At 33.5% G+C, this 21,562-nt stretch carries 21 protein-coding genes; 6 read left to right on the top strand and 15 right to left on the bottom strand.

The window, feature by feature from the left end:
• Window positions 1-36 precede the first annotated feature (36 nt).
• From ADJ83_RS03200 to ADJ83_RS03185, 4 genes are all read right to left on the bottom strand, one after another.
• On the bottom strand, window positions 37-1,923 hold the full coding sequence (locus tag ADJ83_RS03200; RefSeq protein WP_031538158.1) for an ABC-F family ATP-binding cassette domain-containing protein: 1,887 nt from the start codon (window positions 1,921-1,923) through the stop codon (window positions 37-39).
• Window positions 1,904-2,518: an HD domain-containing protein gene (locus tag ADJ83_RS03195; protein ID WP_048716868.1), complete on the bottom strand. Its 615-nt coding sequence runs from the start codon at window positions 2,516-2,518 to the stop codon at window positions 1,904-1,906. The genes ADJ83_RS03200 and ADJ83_RS03195 overlap by 20 nt, the downstream gene beginning before the upstream one ends.
• A 193-nt stretch (window positions 2,519-2,711) precedes the next feature.
• On the bottom strand, window positions 2,712-3,572 hold the full coding sequence (locus ADJ83_RS03190) for an amidohydrolase family protein (RefSeq protein WP_031538160.1): 861 nt from the start codon (window positions 3,570-3,572) through the stop codon (window positions 2,712-2,714).
• A gap of 17 nt (window positions 3,573-3,589) precedes the next feature.
• Window positions 3,590-6,652 carry a GNAT family N-acetyltransferase gene (locus tag ADJ83_RS03185; RefSeq protein WP_231512565.1) on the bottom strand — a complete coding sequence of 1,021 codons (3,063 nt, stop codon included), beginning with the start codon at window positions 6,650-6,652 and terminating at the stop codon, window positions 3,590-3,592.
• A gap of 325 nt (window positions 6,653-6,977) precedes the next feature.
• Between ADJ83_RS03185 and ADJ83_RS03175 the strand changes: the two genes are divergently transcribed.
• A complete protein-coding gene (locus tag ADJ83_RS03175) occupies window positions 6,978-7,571 on the top strand; it encodes a MerR family transcriptional regulator (RefSeq protein WP_031538163.1) in 594 nt (197 codons plus the stop codon).
• Window positions 7,572-7,663: 92 nt separating this feature from the next.
• Here the strand turns inward: ADJ83_RS03175 and ADJ83_RS03170 are convergent, their stop codons facing one another.
• The 3 genes from ADJ83_RS03170 to ADJ83_RS03160 form a co-directional block, all read right to left on the bottom strand.
• Window positions 7,664-8,146, bottom strand: coding sequence for a glutathione peroxidase (locus ADJ83_RS03170; RefSeq protein ID WP_031538164.1), 483 nt, complete (start codon window positions 8,144-8,146; stop codon window positions 7,664-7,666).
• Between the two features lie 12 nt (window positions 8,147-8,158).
• Entirely contained in the window at window positions 8,159-8,695 is a 537-nt protein-coding gene (locus ADJ83_RS03165) for a hypothetical protein (protein ID WP_031538165.1), read from the bottom strand.
• 122 nt (window positions 8,696-8,817) lie between these two features.
• The gene (locus ADJ83_RS03160) at window positions 8,818-10,506 is read right to left on the bottom strand and encodes a formate--tetrahydrofolate ligase (RefSeq protein WP_031538166.1); all 1,689 of its coding nucleotides are present in this window, start codon (window positions 10,504-10,506) and stop codon (window positions 8,818-8,820) included.
• Window positions 10,507-10,840: 334 nt separating this feature from the next.
• Here ADJ83_RS03160 and metA point away from each other — a divergent pair, with 334 nt between their 5' ends.
• The gene (gene metA / locus ADJ83_RS03155; protein ID WP_031538167.1) at window positions 10,841-11,749 is read left to right on the top strand and encodes a homoserine O-acetyltransferase MetA; all 909 of its coding nucleotides are present in this window, start codon (window positions 10,841-10,843) and stop codon (window positions 11,747-11,749) included.
• Window positions 11,750-11,842: 93 nt separating this feature from the next.
• Here the strand turns inward: metA and ADJ83_RS03150 are convergent, their stop codons facing one another.
• On the bottom strand, window positions 11,843-12,547 hold the full coding sequence (locus ADJ83_RS03150) for an AIM24 family protein (RefSeq protein ID WP_031538169.1): 705 nt from the start codon (window positions 12,545-12,547) through the stop codon (window positions 11,843-11,845).
• Window positions 12,548-12,745: 198 nt separating this feature from the next.
• On the opposite strand from ADJ83_RS03150, the gene ADJ83_RS03145 reads away from it, so the two are divergent.
• Window positions 12,746-12,958: a DUF3892 domain-containing protein gene (locus ADJ83_RS03145; RefSeq protein ID WP_031538170.1), complete on the top strand. Its 213-nt coding sequence runs from the start codon at window positions 12,746-12,748 to the stop codon at window positions 12,956-12,958.
• Between the two features lie 80 nt (window positions 12,959-13,038).
• Here the strand turns inward: ADJ83_RS03145 and mntR are convergent, their stop codons facing one another.
• The 5 genes from mntR to ADJ83_RS03120 all read right to left on the bottom strand — a co-directional run bounded on the left by mntR (window position 13,039) and on the right by ADJ83_RS03120 (window position 18,163).
• The gene (gene mntR, locus ADJ83_RS03140; protein ID WP_031538171.1) at window positions 13,039-13,464 is read right to left on the bottom strand and encodes a transcriptional regulator MntR; all 426 of its coding nucleotides are present in this window, start codon (window positions 13,462-13,464) and stop codon (window positions 13,039-13,041) included.
• Between the two features lie 341 nt (window positions 13,465-13,805).
• Window positions 13,806-15,956 carry a type IA DNA topoisomerase gene (locus ADJ83_RS03135; protein ID WP_031538172.1) on the bottom strand — a complete coding sequence of 717 codons (2,151 nt, stop codon included), beginning with the start codon at window positions 15,954-15,956 and terminating at the stop codon, window positions 13,806-13,808.
• A gap of 334 nt (window positions 15,957-16,290) precedes the next feature.
• On the bottom strand, window positions 16,291-17,280 hold the full coding sequence (locus ADJ83_RS03130; RefSeq protein WP_231512564.1) for an aromatic acid exporter family protein: 990 nt from the start codon (window positions 17,278-17,280) through the stop codon (window positions 16,291-16,293).
• Window positions 17,280-17,579, bottom strand: coding sequence for a hypothetical protein (locus ADJ83_RS03125; RefSeq protein ID WP_048716859.1), 300 nt, complete (start codon window positions 17,577-17,579; stop codon window positions 17,280-17,282). The genes ADJ83_RS03130 and ADJ83_RS03125 overlap by 1 nt, the downstream gene beginning before the upstream one ends.
• 296 nt (window positions 17,580-17,875) lie before the next feature.
• A complete protein-coding gene (locus ADJ83_RS03120) occupies window positions 17,876-18,163 on the bottom strand; it encodes a hypothetical protein (protein WP_031538175.1) in 288 nt (95 codons plus the stop codon).
• Window positions 18,164-18,560: 397 nt separating this feature from the next.
• On the opposite strand from ADJ83_RS03120, the gene cspD reads away from it, so the two are divergent.
• Complete coding sequence (gene cspD / locus ADJ83_RS03115; protein ID WP_009332654.1) at window positions 18,561-18,761, top strand: cold-shock protein CspD; 201 nt, start codon at window positions 18,561-18,563, stop codon at window positions 18,759-18,761.
• A 148-nt stretch (window positions 18,762-18,909) separates the two neighbouring features.
• Here cspD and ADJ83_RS03110 read toward each other — a convergent pair whose 3' ends face one another.
• Together ADJ83_RS03110 and ADJ83_RS03105 are read right to left on the bottom strand one after the other, a co-directional pair.
• Complete coding sequence (locus ADJ83_RS03110; protein WP_031538176.1) at window positions 18,910-19,095, bottom strand: zinc-finger domain-containing protein; 186 nt, start codon at window positions 19,093-19,095, stop codon at window positions 18,910-18,912.
• A gap of 30 nt (window positions 19,096-19,125) precedes the next feature.
• On the bottom strand, window positions 19,126-19,785 hold the full coding sequence (locus ADJ83_RS03105; RefSeq protein WP_031538177.1) for a reverse transcriptase-like protein: 660 nt from the start codon (window positions 19,783-19,785) through the stop codon (window positions 19,126-19,128).
• Window positions 19,786-20,136: 351 nt separating this feature from the next.
• Between ADJ83_RS03105 and ADJ83_RS03100 the strand changes: the two genes are divergently transcribed.
• The gene (locus ADJ83_RS03100) at window positions 20,137-20,526 is read left to right on the top strand and encodes a reverse transcriptase-like protein (RefSeq protein ID WP_031538178.1); all 390 of its coding nucleotides are present in this window, start codon (window positions 20,137-20,139) and stop codon (window positions 20,524-20,526) included.
• A gap of 16 nt (window positions 20,527-20,542) precedes the next feature.
• The gene (locus ADJ83_RS03095; protein ID WP_031538179.1) at window positions 20,543-21,475 is read left to right on the top strand and encodes a DMT family transporter; all 933 of its coding nucleotides are present in this window, start codon (window positions 20,543-20,545) and stop codon (window positions 21,473-21,475) included.
• Window positions 21,476-21,562: the final 87 nt, after the last annotated feature.

Here is a 21,562-nt window from a genome sequence, read left to right as displayed (position 1 = left end):
CTCTTTACGACTCTTTCCAAGACATTTTTCCTGTTGTTACGACTTATCCGCTATTTCCGATAAGTAGCTCCATCGTTCTATAAGATATTCTAATTTCTCATTTAATTGTTCTTGCTCTTTCATTAATTCAGCAGCTTTTTCGAAATCACTGCCTGTCTCGGCTAAGTCTGTTTCAATGTTTGCTAGTCTTTCTTCTACCTTTTCAATATCTTCATCTATTGTTTCCCATTCTCTTTGTTCATTATAGCTAAGTTTTACTTTTTTCGCTTTTGGCTCTTTCTTGACATTCGGTGTGTCGAATTTTTCTTTTGTTTGTTGTTCTTCTTTTCGCTCAACCTCTAAATATTCACTGTAGTTGCCATAATATGTGTCCGTTACACCATTTCCTTTTAATATTAATAGCTGTTCAGCTACTTTATCTAGAAAATAGCGATCATGAGATACGGTAATAACGACACCATTAAAGTCGCCTAAATAATCTTCTAGAACCATTAATGTTTGTGTGTCTAAATCATTGGTTGGCTCGTCTAATAATAGTACATTTGGTTCTCCCATTAAAATTTTCAATAGATAAAGCCGTCTTCTTTCTCCACCAGAAAGTTTTCCAATAATGGTCCCATGTGTATGAAGGGGAAATAGAAATCTTTCTAGCATTTGAGCAGCTGTAATGACTTTTCCATCTGAAGCCTCTATTACTTCTGCAGTTTCTTTTAAATATTCAATCATTCTCTTGGAAGTATCCATATCTTCGTTTTCTTGTGTATAATATGCAACCTTTACAGTCTGACCAATAATTCTTTCACCAGCATCAAGAGATAAATTGCCCGCCAAAATATTTAGGAACGTCGATTTTCCTGTTCCGTTTTTACCGATTATCCCATATCTATCTCCAGGTTTCACAAGTAAATTAAAGTGATCTAAAATGATTTTATCCTCAAAACGCTTGCTAGCATCAACCAATTCAAATACTTGTTTTCCTAATCTGCTCCCTTTAAGCGAAATATCTAATTTATCTTTTCCTTTAACATTCGCTAGCTTATCGTCCAAAGTATCAAAACGTTGAATTCTTGCTTTCTGTTTTGTGGAACGAGCCTTTGCTCCTCTTCTAATCCATTCCAATTCTCTTCTAAATAAATTCTTTTGTTTTTCAATCGTCGCCGCTTCATTTTCCTCGCGAATAGCTTTAGCCTGCAAGAAATCTCCATAGTTCCCTTTATAGCTATAAAGATTCCCTCCGTCCAGTTCAAACATTCTGTTCGTTACACGATCCAAGAAGTAACGATCATGTGTTACTAGTAAAAGGGCGCCGGTATATCGACTTAAATAATCCTCCAGCCATTTCACAGCCTCAAAATCGAGATGATTTGTTGGTTCATCTAAAATAAGTAAATCTGGCTCTTGGATGAGGACTTGTGCCAACGCAACACGTTTTTTTTGTCCTCCGGATAATTCGCCGATTTTTATATCAAAATGCTCTATCCCCAATTTCATTAAAACAGTCTTTGCATTTGTATGAACTTCCCAGCCGTTTAAAGCATCCATTCTTTTTTGCAGAACAAAAAGCTTTTCATGGAATTTCTCATTTTCAGGGTCATTGTTGATTTGGATCAACAGGGCTTCATACTCTTTTATAAGCGTTAATACAGGTGCATCACCAGCATATACTTGATTCAAGACACTAAGCTCAGGGTTTAATTCAGGACTTTGTGCAGAATAGGCAATCTGATAATCTTTCGGTGCAGTTATCTCTCCTTTATCAGCAATATCCATTCCAGCCACTATTTTTAATAAAGATGATTTTCCTGTACCGTTTATCCCGATTAAACCGACTCGTTCTTTTTCACTTATCGAAAAAGATATATTTTCAAATAGTTTTTTCTCTCCATATGTTTTTGTTACATTTTCAATTAAAATACTCTTCATCCTGTACATTCCATTCTTTATAAAATTCTTGTAAAAAGGTTTCCATAAACAGATGCCTTGCTTCTGCCATTTCTCTGGCACTATCTGTATGTAATAAATCTCTTATTTTTAATAGCTTCTCATAGAAATGATGAATAGAGGAAGAATTATGCTTCCGATATTCTTCTTCCGTCATCTTATCTCTTATTGGTAAAGCGGGATCATATATAGGACTTCCAGTGCTTCCACCAAAAGCAAAAGTTCTCGCGATTCCCAAGGCCCCAATCGCATCTAAACGATCTGCATCTTGGACTATTTTCGCCTCTATGCTACTTGGAGGTATTCCGTTTCCGCCTTTAAAGCCGACAGAAGAAATAATGGATAAAATAACCTCTTTATCTTGATTATCTACCGGAATAGTATCAAGTATAGACGCTAATTTCCTTTGCCCCTCTTCTTTTGATTTATTCAATTTTTCATCTGAAATATCATGTAATAATGCCGCGAGCTCGATAATAATCGAATAGCCTATTCCCTCTTTTTTCGAAAGGAATAAAGCCATTTTTCGAACTCTATCGACATGATACCAATCATGTCCACTCGTATCTTTTTCCATCTCAATTTTCACCAAATTTTCTACTTGGTATATAATATCCACTTATTCTCACATCCAGCTATGCTTCTATTTAACTTATTGTATCATGAAACGCAGTTATTCGAATAAGAAAGAATATCACTTGTTCTAAACAAAAAATAGGAGAAGAATGTTTTATCCATTCTCCTCCTGCTTTCTTTTTTGTATGATATTTTTATTCATCCTTTAAAAACGGTTTAATTTTCGGAAAAACTTTCAAGGCTGTCCGATAAAATACATCTTTATGAAAGGTCTCTGGTATAAGTTTTTTAATAAATTCAATATAAGGACCAAATGGCGCTAATGGCCAATCTGTGCCAAAAAGCAATTTATCATAGGAATGGGAAAAGACTAATGCATGACGCAAATGGTCAAGAAATATTCCTTCATGTGCTTCTTCCAATTCTTTTTTTGTTCCAACAATTAAACCAGATAGGTCTGCATATACATTCGAATTCTTGTAAATAATCTCAGCACCAGTTAACGTCCATGGATCACCGAAATGAGCCATCATAAAATTCACCTTACGATGTTTTACTGCCACTTCATCAATTGCAAGAGGATGACTATATTTTAATAATCCTCTTTCAGAATACGTATCTCCTGTGTGAAAAACGACAGGAAGATGATACTTTTCTGCAAGCTTGTAAACTGGTTCATAAACATCATCATAAGCATAAAATGGATAATAGCCTAAATAGATTTTCATTCCGACAACATTCGGCTTTTGAATCTCTTGTTCCAAACGTTGAATTGCTGACATATCCATATCATATGGATTTATGCCAGCACAGTAGACTATATTTTCAGGAAGAGTTGCACTTAAATCAAGTCCCATCGGCGTTTGCGCATGGTAATCAGGAAAACCCATTTCAGGAGTTTCTGTAACGCCCATTCCAATTGCAAGGACAACCTTTGCCTTCTCCATCTCCTCTTTAACTCCTTCAAAGCTATAATCAACTAAGGAAAGATTTTTTGCAGTATCTTTGAATGTGTCTATATTCGAATAATGAATATGTGCATCAATTATTTTCATTAAAAATATTCCCTTTCTTAAAATGCAATTCTTCTTACTTGTTTTAATAGACTGGTAGAGATTTCCTCTTTCGCAAACAGTAAATAGTTCGGTTCTGTATATAGGCGGTTTGTTTTTCTTTTACATTTGTCAAAGGAAATTAACTGTATCGCATCTTTATTACTATAATATTCTGCATCCTTTGCGTCTTCACTTGTGATAAAGTAAAACTTATCTTCCCCTAATGATAAGTAGTAATTATCCTTTACATTTGCTTCCTGCTCTTCGTCAGCAACGATAAATCGCTTATTTGCCACCGAATCGCTCATTATATGAAGCACACACTTTTCTTCCTCGTTACATGCCATAAATAGATTGGTATGCCAATCTTCTTCCGCCATACGTTTTCCAGCATCATTCATTATTTCTACAAATGTAATAACTAACGGTATGCCTGGCATTGTTACATAATATTGCACATACTTTAAACCCTTCCATTTTTGATGATGATTAATCGTTGTTTCCAGCTTTATTCCAGACCAGACATTGTGATGGATATCCTTTAGACTAGTAAACTCACATATTGTATGTTCTTTTAATAAAGAAAAGACATTTAACTCTGGTGGACCATTTTTTATGCCACCACACCACGGATTCCACCAGCTTTTTGCAATCGGTTTTGGAAAAGAGTGCTCCAGCCAGTGTTTCCCGTTCGCTTCAAGGGAATAAACACCGGGATAATAGGCAGGAGAAGCTTTAAATGTCACTACTCCGTTGGAAACCTGATAAACAGCTAATCCTTCTTCTTCTAAAAGATGTGTAGTTATCCCTTTTTGATTCGAAACAAAAAACAAATGAGCTGTGTCCATATCCTTTGTTGCTGACGCTATAGTAGTAGTCATTTTATTTAGACCTAATTGTATGGCATTTTGATGGTTTACTCGGTAAACTTCTGATTGCTCTGTATTGATCTGAACGCAATCGACCTTATTATGATTTATTCTAAAGGTAGCATCACCAATTATTGGTTGATTTCTAAAGTTTTTTAGAGATACTTTAACATCTTCATCTTTATCCCAAATCATATTTCCATCGTTATATTCAATGATTAATTCCTTTACAACTTTTCTTTTGTGTTCGTCCTTCATTCCCTCCGCAGCTAGCTGCCATTCTTGCCATTTGCGATAAGCACCGATATTTATGCAAATAGGGGGGAAATCGACTGATTCATTTGATTGAAGGAAGTGTGTAGACTCTATATGCATTTTCCAATTATCCATTTTTATGCGAGCGTCTTTATCCCATGCTACTCCAAAAGGAAACACTGTTGGAGTAGAAAAATACCAATTACCCGTTATATCCTTTGATGCGATTTCAAATGGAAGTACAGTATTTAATTCACAAAATGACACAACTTCTCCTTTTAAAGGGAGAAATAAATTATGCCAAGAATCATAGAATGTTTCTTGTAGGCTTATTTCTTTTTCTACCAAGTTATTATTATTAATTGTTACCAAACGCTTTATTAAACCTTCTGCAAAAAGTTCATTCGTTAAAATAATTTCCATACCAGGAAAATCGCTAGACTTAAAGAATAATTTTATTGCAATACTGTTTCCAGCTTTATCTGTGTTCACCAAATACGGCTTTAGTTTAGACAGTTCACTAGAAAAAGGCTTTCCGATTGCTGGTGCAAAAAGAGTGAAATCTGTATCAGCAATTTCCGTTGTGTGATCAACTTTACTTATAGAAAGCTGATGTGGACCGTTATATACCTTCCAGCTCTTATCATTTTCCACTACAAACTGTTCACCAATCCCTTTTAATGCAAGGGTTATCTCTTTCTGAATACTTAATAGCTTATTGTCATTACCCATCATTTCACATTGAAAGTATTCTTTAAAGCAGCCACAACTCTTCACTTCAACAGGAATTCTAATCCACTTTTTCTCTTTTTTTGCCAGAGTGAAAGAATACTTCTCCCCATCAAATTGAATATGTTTATTCATCGGTATCATTAGGTTAGCGCTAATGTCTTTGTTTAAATTGTTTTGGAGTTCCAAATCTAAGTAAGTATTCATTCCTTTAGCTAAAATGGCATCTATTTCTTTTGTCTCAATAGAAATTGGCGACTTAGGCAATATCCCCAATTGTAAACTTGTTTCCAATTCGTTTATGCTGAGATCAACTTTTAACGACGGGAAAGTTTTCCCTTCTACAGGCTCCTCTCCTACCTTTACTACAAAAGGAAATGGAACAATCAACTCTTCCTTTTCCTTTACTGTAAATGTGTTGGAGAAACTGCAGCTAATTCTGCCATCATTATCAGCCCTAGCTTGCAAGGAAATTGGGTTTGCTCCTTTATTTTTAATTTTCAAGGATACTTGCTGTTCTATTTCTTCTATACACTCATGATTTTCCATTATTAATTCCAACTGAAAATCCTTTGTTTCAATATAGCTGATTCCTCTACCTGTTTTTTCGAATTTAACTACAACACTTTCCCGTTCTTTTTGCCAAACATATTCATAGTGTGTAAATCCATGAACAATTTCTCCATCTGGTCTAATTTCCAGGTTTCTTTTTAAATCATCATACCAATCCATGTCTTTTAAATAATGATTGATTAATTCATTATTGCGAACAGTTGGAATAAAGTTCATTAAGTGAGTATTTTTATCGTTATCCTCCCAAAAGAAACCACAGCGCTTATATAAAGGAACTGCCTTTAAGTTACCTGCCCATGTATATAAATCAAGCCTTGGCCATTTTTTGTCTATTGCCATGTTAAGGGCATGTAATAATAACTTTTTACCTATTTTCTTTCCATGATAATCTGGGCGAACATTTAACAACGGTACATATAGCGCTCCAACATCTTCCTTATAAACAGAAAATCCGCAATATCCCACCACTTCTTCTCCCAACACAGCTAAGAAAGTGTCAAGATTATCGGAACTTTGCTGCTGCTCGAGCACTTGCTCCTCTGTTTTACCTGAACCTCCCCAAGATTCCTTACTCTTTGTCCACATATCAGCAACACTTTTGGCAAGCCCATCATGATAGCTAACGATTTTTATTGTTTGTGTTTCATCCTGCATCTTTTCCACTAAGAACCCTCATCCCTCTTATTTTGAATTTTTGTTTGCATCGATACTTCTTTGTGGTTTCGCATAGTACCTCCTCCTTTCATTAATATAGGAATGTTTTTCCAACGTTCCTTTCTTATCGTATTATTATTAAGAATGTTTGTAAAGATATTGCAATAATAATTTTTCTGATAATTAAATATGATATCCAACAAAACTAGACAAAGCTCGTCAAAGGATATTTTTCTCTTTTCTCGAAAGATATAAAGACAAGGCCTTTAAACGTCCTTCTTGCCAATGGTTTTGCTTTGATTATGATTATTGAGGGGTGTGTAGAATGTTAAGTGTACAAACAAAAGAACTTTCTATTAAGGATGAACAAACAAAATTATTAAGTGTGAAAGAAGCAGCGGAATATATTGATGAAGGTCCTGGGGTTCTAAGAAACTGGTTAAGAGAGTTAAAAACCCTTATCCCAGTTATTATTGGAGAAAATGGCTATCGCTATTTTGATCAAAAAAGCTTGGATATTTTAGTAAAGGTGAAACAACTGCGAAATGAAAAGCAACTGTCTTTAAGACAAATTGAAGATGAGCTTACATGCCCTGTCCCTACCTCTATCCCAATTGCCACCGATGCCACGGAAAAAATTCTTCAAGATTTACAAACAATCAAAGAAGAATTAGAACTTCAAAAAAATTTCAATCAAGTATTAGTGCAACAATTAAAAAAACAACAGGAGCATATTGAACTTCAGCAAGAACATATTGTCAGCCAAGAAAAAAAAATAACACGATTAGAAAATCCGATTATCCACCAAGATAAAGAAGATAATCTTGCTAAATCAAGAAAAACAAAACAAAATTTCATAAACGAAAAGGAAACGAAACAAAAAAAATCAGGTTTTATCCGCTTATTTTCTTATCGTTAATAGAGTAAAAATATGTATAAGAAACGGGGTTCTGCCTTTCTTGAAGTAAAATTACGTCTCCACTAAATTTCGAGCAGAATCCCTTTTTTATTTTAATGATTCAATAGCTTTTCAATGTCTTCTTTTAATTCGGATGGCTTTGTATTTGGTGCATATCGCCCAATAACTTTTCCATCCTGATCAATTAAAAATTTAGTGAAATTCCACTTAATCGCCTTTACTCCGAGCGTACCAGGTGATTCTTTTGTTAAATATTGATATAGTGGATCAGCCGTTTTTCCATTTACATCAATTTTAGCAAACATCGGAAATGTTACACCATAGTTTATTTCACAAAACGACATAATCTCCTCGTTTGTTCCTGGATCCTGATTTAAAAACTGATTGCTTGGAAATCCTAATACAGAAAATCCCTTATCTTTATACGTTTGATACATTTCTTGTAATTCTTTAAATTGAGGTGTAAAGCCGCATTTACTAGCTGTATTTACAATCAATAATACTTTCTCTTTATAATTACTTAATGATTGTAAGTCTCCATTCATTGTTTTAACTTCAAAATCATAAATATTCATTTTATCATCTCCTTATACAGTTAATAATGCATCAACAGAGTAAAGGGAAAGAAATGTTTTTTCCATAAATTCCATCATAATGATCATATCATCTATTTGTTCTTCGGTAATGAAGCGTTTAAAATCAATAGTAATATGATTATTTACTATTTTATCAGCATTAAGTGGATTATAACTAATTTCCTGGACAATCATCATCTCTTTTCCCCATATATCTTCGACTTTATTTTGCAAGGTATGATATAGTATATCTGACTTTTTATGGCGTAAATAAAGGTGAATATAAATAGTCGCACCAATTAAGGCTTCCTTGTTTGTATTTGGCAGTAGCTCTGCAGATAAATTTTGCAAATCAGCCGATAGTTCGAATGTTAACTTTGCGTTTTGCTGATTTTTCAACCTAAACGTAATCGTATAATTTCTTGATAATTTACTACTATTAAATAAATCATTCCGGTCTAAAACGACAATTTTCCCATCTAAATCACTGTCATAAATAAGGCCTTCCATTACGGTTCTCATGTTTTCAAAGGCAGTGGGATCAAACATTCATTTTCTCCTTCTTTACTTTTTAAAAAGCGCAAGAAACTTCCCAATAGCAGCATACAAAAAAATAACGCAGCTACTATTGGCAACGAATACTTGCACTTGATTGCTAAATTTATCTTTATTTAAAATAGCCCTATTGCTTTCCCGTTCTCGTCTACATCCATTTTTAAGGCAGCGGGTTTTTTTGGTAATCCCGGCATTGTCATAACATCACCGGTAAGTGCCACGAGAAATCCTGCCCCGATAGAAGGCTTAAATTCACGAATCGTAATCGAAAATCCTTGTGGTCTGCCAATTAACGAAGGATCATCTGATAAAGAATATTGTGTCTTCGCCATACAAATTGGAAGATTAGCCCAGCCATATTTTTCAAAGTCTGCTATCTGTTTTTTTGCTTTAGAAGAATATTCAACACTTTTTGCTCCATAAATTTTCGATGCAATTGTATGTATTTTTTCTTCGATAGAAGCATCTAATGGATAAATATGTTCAAATTTTTGTTCCTTTTGCTCCAATATAGCTAACACTTTTTTGGCTAATTCGACACCTCCATCTCCACCATTTTCCCACACTTCTGTTAAGGCAACTGGAATTTGCGCTTGTTCACAAAGCTGTTTCAGTACCTCAATTTCCGCCTCTGTGTCTGTCACGAACTTATTAATCGCAACAACAAATGGTAAACCAAATTCTTGAATGCTCTCCACATGCTTTTGTAAATTTGCAAAGCCTGTTTTTAAAGCTTCAGTATTTTCTAAAGAGAGTTCTTGTTTTGCAACTCCTCCATGCATTTTTAATGCACGAATCGTTGCAACAATAACGACAATTTCTGGGTTTATCTCTTTATTTCTCGACTTAATATTCAAAAATTTCTCTGCACCTAAATCTGCTCCAAATCCTGCTTCTGTTACTACGTAATCGCCTAATTTAGCAGCTGTTGTTGTTGCGATGACACTATTACAACCATGGGCTATATTAGCAAATGGCCCCCCATGGATTATGGCTGGAGAATGTTCAATCGTTTGAACTAAATTTGGCTTTATCGCATCTTTCAACAATAAAGTAAGTGCCCCTTCTACTCCCAAATCACCAACAGTGACTGGCTCTTTATCTACATTATAGGCAACAACCATTTGGGATAATCGTTTCTTTAAATCGGTGATATCTGCTGCCAAACATAATACAGCCATAATTTCAGATGCGACTGTTATGTCAAATCCATCTTCTCTAGGTACTCCTTGTAAGGGACCTCCTAAGCCGATTACTACTTTTCTTAAGGCACGGTCATTTAAATCGACTGCTCTTTTCCATACAATTCTTCTTTGATCAATGCGGCATTCATTGCCTTGATGAATATGGTTATCAACTAATGCAGCCAAAGCATTATTAGCAGTGGTAATTGCATGAAGATCTCCAGTAAAGTGAAGGTTAATATCTTCCATAGGTAGCACTTGGGCATTTCCGCCGCCTGCCGCTCCTCCTTTTATGCCCATTGTGGGGCCTAAAGAGGGTTCTCTCATGGCAATGACTGCTTTTTTTTGCAATTTATTTAATGCGTCGCCTAAACCAACTGTCACAGTAGATTTCCCTTCCCCTGCAGGAGTTGGATTAATAGCCGTCACAAGAATTAATTTACCTGATTTATTTTTTTTCAAGTCAATCAAGGCTTGTGAGGATATTTTCGCTTTATATTTTCCGTATAATTCAATATCATCGTCAGATAGGCCAATTTTCTCGGCAATATGTATGATTGGTTTCATTACTGCTTGTTGAGCAATTTCGATGTCAGATTTCATTTCTTTCTTTACCTCCATGATTTTCCTCTGCAATTTTAACCTTCCATTTTATTGTACAATAAAAACCATGTTATAAGTACACGTTTCGACAAAATCACTTTCATGTATCAACTACCATGGCATTCCCTTAATAAAAGATTTTCGATATAAACATAGAAAATATGCTATCATTTAAAAAATTCCAAACATTATGATTGCGACATATTCAAATCAATTTTATAATAAGCTATGTTATCGGTTATAGAAAGTTCCTACCGTCAAACATATATAAACACCAAACATTTTATGTAACACTACTATTTCTACTATGGAAATACAAAATAAGATGATTATTAGGAGGAGACATACCTATATGCCAATAAAAATCCCTCATCTTTTGCCAGCACGAGAAATACTAGAAGATGAAAATATATTTATTATGGATGAAGGTCGGGCAAAAGCACAGGATATTCGCCCATTAAACATATTAATATTAAACTTAATGCCTGAAAAAGAAAAAACAGAGGTTCAAATATTGCGCTTGCTCGGAAATACGCCTTTACAAGTAAATATTTCCTTTTTAAGAACAGCTTCCTATGAATCAAAAAATACGAGTCCATATCATCTTGAACAATTTTATCGAAACTTTGAGGCAATAAAAACAAATAGATACGATGGTATGATTATCACAGGAGCTCCTGTAGAATTAATGAGTTTTGAAGAAGTCGATTATTGGGAAGAATTAACGAAAATTATGGAATGGTCAAAGACTAATGTTACTTCTACTCTCCATATTTGTTGGGGAGCCCAAGCAGCTCTTTATCACCATTTTGGAATAAATAAATATAAATTAGATCAAAAATGTTATGGAATTTATTCTCACTATGTTTTAAATCCATCTGATAAGCTAATGCGCGGCTTTGATGATAGCTTTTTAGCCCCTCATTCAAGACATACAAATGTATCGATACAAGAAATTAAAGAACATCCTGATTTAGAGCTATTATCTGCCTCAGAAGACGCTGGAGCTTTTATCGTTAGCGCAAATAGTGGCAAACAAATTATGGTGACTGGCCACTTAGAATATGATTCTGTTACATTAGCAGAGGAGTATAAAAGGGATAAAGAAAAAGGATTAAACATCCATCTTCCGCTGCATTATTTTCCAAATAACGATCCGAGTGTGCAGCCCTTAAATAGTTGGCGCTCACATGCCCATTTATTGTTTTCTAATTGGCTGAACTATTATGTCTACCAAGAAACACCTTACGAATGGAAATAAAATAGAGAGCTAGCTTAAGAAGATACAAAAAAAGCGAGGGTAGAAGTCGATTGACCCGCGAACCCCCTCGCTATTATGCCATTCCCAACCAATTTAGCCATTATTATTGCTACCACTTGTAAAATAAACTTCTTCATATGGTTGAATAACGACAAATCCCTCTCCTGCAAATTTCATCTGTATCGATTCTCCACTTCCTCTTCCGAAAAAGGTTTTAAGCGAAATATCTGTTACAAACTCTGGCTGCAAGTTTCCAGACCATGCAACAGTAGCATTCGGATCTGTAAAAACAGGGTTATGTGGAGTAACTCGTAGCGTAAGTGGTTCGTAATGAGATGTTATCGCAACCATTCCTCTTCCAGTTAGATTTATATTAAATAAACCACCAGAAAGCATGCCTGCAATTCTTCTCATTAGCTTGATATCCCATTTGATTGTTGGTTCAAAAGCGAGAAGATCATTACCGTTTACAAAAATGGAATCTCCATTTAAATGCAAAATAGAAATTTTCTTTCCTTGGTCTGCTAAATATAGCTTCCCACTCCCTTCTGCTTTCATTAATGAAGCGCCTTCTCCTGTAAGTGCTTTCTTAAACATCTTTCCTATACCATGCTCCAAAATCCCTTCCCGTGTAAATCGAATATTTCCACGATATGACACCATACTTCCAGCTTTCGCCCATATTTGACTCGCTAAATTTATTTCAAGCATTCTTTCTGTTTCTAACTCAAAAACTCCCTCATTCTTATCTTTTTGCTCTGTCTTTGCCAAGAATTCTTCTAATTCATATCTTCCCATGCTCTCACCTCTTCAATAAATTGTTAATTTAAGGATATCATCTAGTAAGTTGCATGAAAATATATAAATAGGGTAGAAATAAATATATTTACTACTGTAAATGTAAAATAGAGTATGATAATTCCCCTTACATTTGTAAATACTATTGTTTAGTAGAAGGATAAGATTTATCTATTTACTAGGAAGGAGCAAAGTAGAATGGAAAAAATTATCGCTGTTGAAAGAAATTATATGGGAGACATTATTAGTTTTAAAACTTCAAACGGAAGAGTTATTTCTTATCGTAAAGCATTGATGGATATTGAAACAGGTGTTATAGAGGGGGTAGAAATCACTGAAAATGTACAAGAGGAAGAGGATTTATCTTTTTCCATTATAGATAGCTTTGACAATTATCCATCTATCTTTTAACTGCTTTCAAAAAAAATAAGGGCAATTCTCTGTCGGCATCATGCTGCTTTAGCATATACCTAGAGAGAATTACCCTTTCTTTATTCTAGCGAATCATTTTTTTGCTGAATTATTTTTAATACTTTCGTATACTCTGGATTTTCCTCAAAAAATTGAACTAAATCACCAATTCGATCAATAGAATCCCAGCTTAAATGATGCTCTATTCCTTCCACATCTTCATAAATATTCTCTTCTTTTACTCCGATAATTCTAAGTAATTGTTCTAAGAGTTCATGTCTGTATACTAAGCGTTTACCGATTTTTTTTCCTTTTGGTGTTAAAACCAAGCCTCTATATTTTTCATAAACAAGATATTCATCCTTATCCAATTTCTGAACCATTTTTGTCACAGAGGAGGGATGTACAGATAAGCCTTCCGCAATATCTGATACTCTTGCATATCCTTTATCTTCAATTAGGTTGTAAATGCGTTCAATATAGTCTTCCATACTAGGTGTCGGCAATTCAACCCCTCCTTTACCAGGATTTCTCCTTTTTCTATTCTATTCGAAAATATTTGTTTGCGTTTTTATCTATGTATGTACTGCCCATTAAAAAAGGACTCCCACTATTTGAATATCAAAAACTTTTATCGAACAAATATAAAGCAATTTTAGTGGAAAGAAATAGCCTTTAAAAAAGGCATGGATTAAAAGAACATTTCTTTAGCATTTTACTATAAAAAAAAAGGGGAAACAAGATTCTTTCAAACGTTAGATTTTTTTATATAGCTGTCTTGCTTCCACTAATAGGATAAAAATTGCTTTATTCACCTATAGTATTACTGAGATAATTCGAGGAAAATCTATTCTGGGAATTCCATTTTCCAACTAAAATATTCATTATCTTGATTCTTCTCATATTTCATCATTGCATCAAATTTATTCCCTTTTTTACTCACTAAACCTTTAACAGGAGCTTTACCATTTTTCAGTAAATGTTTAACCATTGTTTTCGTCGGTTTTTTCTTCATAGTTGCAAGAAATTTATCATTCTTCCAAATGACGAATTTACAACCATTCTTCCAATTACTGCAGCCAAATCCTTTTTTTCCTTCCACTACAGAATGTCCACAAACAGGACATTTCCCCAACACTTCTGTCGTTTGTTTAGCATCTGTTACTTCTTGAATAATGACATCTGCTTCGTTTTTTATCGTTTCCACTGCGCTTGATGTGAAGTTACTGATCATTTGCAAAAATTGCTTTTTGCTAAATTGCCCTTTTTCCATATCATATAGATCTTTTTCTAGTTTCCCAGTAAAATCTAAATTAAATAGATCTTTAATTGGGAATGTATCAACTATTCTTCTTCCTAAATCAGTGCAGACTAAGTTCTTATTTTTTGCCTCAATATACCCTATATCCTTAAGCTTCTTTATTGTTTCTGCACGTGTTGCTGGCGTTCCTATACTAAAACCACTTAAGATGGTTAAAACATCTTCTTCATTTTCCGCATCAAAATTTTTTCCGCATGTTTCCATCAGCCTTAGTAATGTCTTTTCCGTATGCTCTTTTGGAGGCTGGGTAGTATGAGTTGTTGTTACTGCATCGCTAGTGAAAACCTCTTCTCCTACTTGTACCATTGGAAGCATAACATCTTTCGATTGAATTTTCTCTATCTTTTTCCAGCCTTCTACTAATTGAACCTTACCTTTCGTTATAAAGCTACCTTTAAGTTCTAGAAGATTTATACTTGTAATGATTTTTGTCTCTTCTACCTCAGCAACTGGCATAAACTGCATTAATAAACGATTTTTTATCGCCTCATATACTTGTTGTTCCTCTTGGCTTAATCGTTTAGGCAATACATACGTAGGAATAATTGCACTATGACTCTCTACTTTTTTATTATCGAAAATTCGTTTGGATGAAAAAAATTTAACTTCCTCTTTAAATGGTAAATCTGCCGCAAGAAGATTTACTACTTTTTCCGTTTTCGAAATAAGGCTTTCTTCTAAAGCAATGCTTGCTGTTCTCGGATACGTTATATATTTTTTTTCATACAGACTTTGTGCTACCTTCAATACTTTATCTGCTGTCCAACCTTTATATTTACTAGTTATATAGCCTTGAAGATTAGAAAGATTAAATAAAAACGGTGGATATTCCTTTTTCTTCTGCACCTTTTTATCTGCTATAATTGCGGTTTTCCCGTTAATCTGTTCCTCTAACTCTTTTAAATATTGTTCCGACTTAAACTTTTCTTCCCTATTTTCTATATAGGCACCTAAATAACTGCTTCCGTTTTCCGTTAAAAAGGTTGCTTGTAGTTTATAATAATTTTCTGGAACAAAGGTTTCAATTTCTTTATCACGATCATAAATGATCTTAAGCGTAGGTAGTAAGACTCTTCCGATATTTAAAGCCTTCCCTTTGCCCTTTTGATATTTTAAAGTGGCAACAGATGTTAAGTTAATCCCGATTAGCCAATCTGCCCATTGTCTGCTAACACCTGCATCTTGTAAGGGACGCAGTTCTTTGTTGGAACGAAGATTTTCTAATCCATTTAATACTTCTTTAGGCGTCCATTCATTCAATAATAAACGATAAACTTCCTTTTCGGTTCTTAAATTATAAATAATACTATCCCCAATAAGCTGTCCTTCTCGATCATAGTCACATGCAGAAATAATTGTATCTACATCTGATCTTTTCATCAGTCTGTGGATGATTTTAAGCTGTTTTTCGGCGCCACGATCTGGCTTATCTTTATTTTTAGAATCTGACTTCACTTTATATTGAAACTTACTTGGGATAAAAGGAAAGTTTTCTAGTTTCCACGTAGCCATTTTTTCATCATAATCTTTTGCATCATTTAATTGCAATAAATGTCCGAATGCCCATGTAACAATATAGCCATTTCCTTCAAAATAGCCATCTTGTCTATTTTTTATTTTTAATGCATCTGCAATATTTTTAGATACAGATGGTTTTTCCGCCAATATTAATTTCATCTATATCACCTTTTTTCATTTCTTACATTCATTAATATTTTTTATACAAGATAACATTATAATCGCAAAAAAGAGAAATGTATAGAAAGGGGTAAATTTATAAAAATGCAAATGGAGTAAGTTAGAGGTTTTTATTGACTTCATTATATATGTTCATTTTTCTTACCTTTTACAACGAAGAGAATTAAAAAGAAGATAATGGTGTGGGGGAATGTTGAGCTATCAAATTACGCTCATTATTGTTTTTTTTCCATGCTATACTAAATTAATTAGACGGAGACCATAACTGTATTAGAGTCCCCGTCCATTATAAAGTTTAAGAAGGAGCATAATGTTAATAGGCTACCTTTAAAGATTTTTTTATTTGTAAATACTGTTCTAATTCTTTTATGACAAAAAAGACATGTGCTTGTTCCTCAAAAGAACGCCAATCATTCGGTAGTTTATCGTGTTTAATCATTTCCTCTAGTCGCTGAAGCTTACTTAAAAACAGTACAGCTGTATTACCTGAATGGACACATAAACTCAGTTCTTCTAAAAAGTCAGCTACAAGCTCTCTTTGATTATCAAGCGTTTCGACAGTTATAATCCGATCAAATAGCCTAGAAATGATTTCTAGTTGCTTTTCTCTAATCGTAAAATATTTATAATAATAATTTTCTTTTCTAGAAAAATGATTTTCGACATCACGATATGCAACGGATTTAGCAAATTGCACTTCATCAGATGCTTGTTTTAACTTTAATGCAAAATCTTCTTTCATTTCCTTTGTGCGAAGATACACAACCATATCCATCAAAAGAGCTTTAAAGTATTGCTCGATATCTTTTTGATGTACTTTCATTTCTTTATCGAGACTTGGCATATAACTATTAACAAGTAATGCTGCACCAATTCCAATTATAATTAAGCCTAACTCATTAAATACAACCTGCCACGACATTTGATTGGTAGAATAAATATGAAGAATAATAACCGTACTTGTTACTACACCTTCATTTACCTTTAATAAAACCGTTGTTGGGATAAATAATAATAGTAACAGCCCAATAATATAGGGCTCAAAAGCAATTCCCTCAAAGAAAATATACGAAAATGGAATAGCAAGCATACATGCAATAAAACGCGATAAGGCACTATGAAGTGATTTCTTTTTGGAATTTTGTACACACAGGATTGTTATTATCGCAGAAGATACATAGAAATCTAAGTGGAAAAACTGAGCAATAGATATACCTATGCTAACTGCCACTGCTGTTTTAAATGTACGATAACCAATTTTATACTTTTTTAATTTTTGCAAAGCTCTTTGCATTTGCATCATTAATCACAACCAGTAACTAGTAAATCATCCTGTAAAGAAGCTAGCCTCGTATTTATGGCAATTTTATCACCAGGCTTTACTAATAATTCCACAACAGATCCACTAAAAGGAACACTTACATCTTTTATTTCCCCTGCTAAAGTTCTAATAGTTAAAATCGTTTCCCACTCATAAAAATAAGCTTTTTCTTTCATTAGAATTTCATTTACAGTTCCTTCAAACGGGCTAAGTATCATCTGATTTTCTCTGGATATTTCATAATACGGACTTTGACTGCTCTTTACAATCGTTTCAATCATTTTAATAAATCTTCCCTTTTTATTTATAGTTTTTTACCTAATGACATTCGTTTATTTTATCCAAAAATAAACTTGGCTTAATTATTGTAATCATGTTAATAAAAACACATTTTCCCCTATAATTCAATAAGTTCGAGAATTATTTTTTCATAGGAAATTTTTGCAAGAAAAAATTCATAGAAAATCCCACTCGTATTCGATTTTCCACGTTAAGAAATGAAAGCGGAATCAAGTCTGTTATATCAAAAGTTACCTTCAATCACATGATATAATAAAAAACTAGCTGGTTAGCTAGTTCACATAAAATACTTTTTTATCTTACTGTCTGTTTGGATATACCAATTTTCTTTTTCAATAATATTCGATACAGTTAAAATAAGAGATGGGATCTTTTCTACATTGAATACGATTAAGCCGATTTTTTTAACCATAATGACAAAGGACTCCCCATGTGAAAAAGTGGGTAACACATTCCCTAATTGAAGAATGCTTTTTACAACTGCCTCCTTGCTGCCATCCTCTAATACAGTATTCGGTGTAAATCGCAAAATCCAATTTTCATTTTCAATCGAAAATCGATACATTATAGCCACCTTCTTATTCTATTTCCTTTAAAAACAAAACTGCTACTTCATCATATGTTGAAAATGAATATTTATGAAATATTTTATCAAAGTCAAGAAATGATATAAATTGATGAAAAAGGAAAGACTTCACACTTGAAGAAATTATTAATAGTATTTTTGGTTTATTGTATCCGTTTTCTATCTAATTTTAACCAAGTAAGCCTTTTCAAAATTTCGGTGAAGTTTTCAGAAAAAACGCTTAGAAACCTTGACTACATATAGGTTATCGTGTATATTATAGACATCATTTAACAAAATTCAGAATAATTATTTTCTATTATTATTTTGTTCTATGAAAATATTTATTTTATAGGCACCAATCATGTGTCTTGAAAGGCTTAGGAGGAAATTTAATATGCAAAACGGTAAAGTAAAATGGTTCAATAACGAAAAAGGATTTGGATTTATCGAAGTTGAAGGTGGAGACGATGTATTCGTACATTTCACTGCTATTCAAGGCGAAGGTTTCAAGTCATTAGAAGAAGGACAAGAAGTTTCTTTCGAAATCGTTGAAGGAAACCGCGGACCTCAAGCTGCTAATGTTGTTAAACTATAATTAATAAACAAATATATTAATAATAGTAGTCAGGGGATTTTTCTAGAAGTTTTCTTCTTGAGAAGTCCCCTTTATTTTTGCCCTTATTAATACAACTAGTTCTTTTCGAATCTTAATATAAGAGAAAAAGGTGGAAGTATGTTCCCCCCTACTTCGCACCAGATAACTTTTCCCCGTATTCCTTTAGCTTATATCCCACCGTACACTGCGAAATACAGAAGCGGTGAGCTCCTCTTTTTCCTAACTCTAATTTATTTTGTCGATATAAAAAACAATCTTTGCAATAATCTTTCATTAACTCATCTGCTTCTTCAATCAGTTTCTTTCGTTCCAAGCTCCACCCCTCCTTTATTTATAACGATCATTAAATCAATTGCATTTTACTATAGATACGCTTTCCTTCTAGGCTTTGCGTTGCAAGCTTATCCGCTTCTTTATTTTCATTTCTTCCAATAGAAGTATATATCATATTTAAATGTAATTTTTTTATTTTAGCTTCAATTCGATCAAGCCATCTATTTAAGTCCTCTTCATAGCATGGCCATTCGCCTTCTAATTGCTTCAATACTACTTGTGAATCCCCTTTTACTTCACAAGTAACATCCCTTACCTCTAGTTCCTCCAAAAGATTTAAAGCGTGAAATAGAGCTGCGTATTCTGCTTCATTATTAGAAAGAATATCATGAAATAGTTCATTTGCCCGAACTCTAAATTTCTTTTTGCCCTGCTGAAAGAAAAGAACAACACCGATTCCTGCTGTTTTTGTTTCCTTGTGGTAGCCGCCATCAAAATATACCGTAAAATCATGTGGCTCCTCTTCCATTTCTTCATTCAATTTTCGTAATTCCTTTAATGTCCAGCTTGTTCCTTTTTCATCATAAAAAATTAGATCCTTTGTATCATTTCGTTTCTCCAGTTCTTCCCCCATTTCAAGAGCAAGAGCTGATTGAATCCAATCAGAAGTAAAATGAATACTTTCCTTCTTTTTCTTCATCTGAAATGTATATTCCAATTTGTATTTCATAACGGTACAACCTTTCTATAAGTAAAGTAACTTTCGAAGCTTCGAGGTCTTATTGCTTAGTAGTTGGATAAAAAGCTACTCCTAAAGAAATTATAAAAAACATTACCATCACAACTTTTTTTCATTTATAATATTTTACATCGTTTCATTTATACATTGTACTTTTTACAGTAACCCTTGCTTGTCATTATATCATTTTTCAATTCATCAATAGGAGCCTATCTACTATTTATTAACTAGGTTACATATTTAATGATATATATACAGCTATTACGTTTTGTATGAAAACTAAATGTAAAATAACTAGTACAGTCATTGATTAATCATATCAAAATTTCAGGAGGTATCAAAATGATTGAAGTTTATATTGATGGCGCCAGTGCTGGAAATCCTGGTCCTAGTGGCGCTGGCATTTTTATAAAAGGGCATGGTTCTGCAGAAAGATACTCCTTCCCACTTGGGTTAATGAGTAATCATGAAGCAGAATATTATGCACTCATTAAAGCTTTAGAAATCTGCATTAATCAAAACTATCGCACAGTGAGCTTTCTTACAGATTCTGAATTAGTAAGTCGAGCTGTTGAAAAGGAATTCGCTAAAAATAAAAAATATGCTCCTCTCCTTGATCAAGCCTTAAAGCTTATAAGAGAATTGGATTTATTTTTTATTAAATGGATTCCAAGTAATGATAATAAAACAGCCGATGAATTAGCAAGACTTGCCATTAGAAAAAATAATTAAGGAAAGGAATCATCCGTTGAAAATACTTACTTCCCAAAGATTTGCAGATTTATCCCTTTTATTTGTTGCTCTAATATGGGGTTCGACCTTTGTAATCGTTCAAAATGCAATAGCTTTTTTACAACCACTTATCTTTAATGGGATTCGCTTTTTCCTAGCTGCTCTTTTTTTATTTCTATGGTTACTTCTATTTAAGCCTTCCCAACTGAAGCAAATAAATATACATTGTTTAAAAGCCGGAATTATTTTAGGTATTTGTTTATTTATCGGCTATGCTTTTCAAACAATTGGGCTTGTCTATACTACTAGCTCGAAAGCAGGTTTTATAACTGGACTAAGTGTTGTGCTTGTTCCTTTATTTATGTATCTTTTTATGAAACAAGCTTTATTGATCAACCATATTATTGGTGTTATTATTGCAACAATTGGCCTCTATCTCCTAACGATAAGCAATGTATTTTCTTTTAATATTGGTGACTTTTTTGTATTTATTTGTGCGATAGGCTTTGCATTGCAAATCATCTTAACAGGAAAATATAGCAAACAATATCCCACATTATTATTAACAATTATGCAACTTTTGACAGTTTCAATTCTTGGGTTTATTGGTAGCTTTTTATTTGAAAATCCAAAAGCTAATTTTAAAGTGAATATCCTTTTTCACAAAGAAGTAATAATTGCTTTACTCATAACTGCTATCCTTGCTACTGCTGTTGCATTTATAATCCAAACAAGCTTACAAAAATATACCAATTCTACTAGGGTTGCGTTGATTTTTGCAACCGAACCAGTATTTGCAGCAATGACTGCATACCTATTTAATAATGAACAGTTAACAGCTAGTGCTACGATTGGTTGTATGCTGATTTTATTAGGAATGGTTTTTTCCGAATTACCGAGGAAAACACTGCTTGCAGCATTTAAACGGGGTAGCTTTATTGAGAAATAATTAAATCATGTCCTTAGATTTACTGTACCTCTCCACATTAATGAAGAGGCTGGGACAAAACTAAATAACTAATCTTTAAAGACGAAC

It is taken from the genome of Bacillus sp. 522_BSPC, assembly GCF_001076885.1.
GTDB classification, from domain to species: Bacteria; Bacillota; Bacilli; order Bacillales; family Cytobacillaceae; genus Niallia; species Niallia hominis.
Note: the sequence above shows the minus strand (reverse complement) of the source record. Positions and strands in the feature narration are given on the sequence as shown.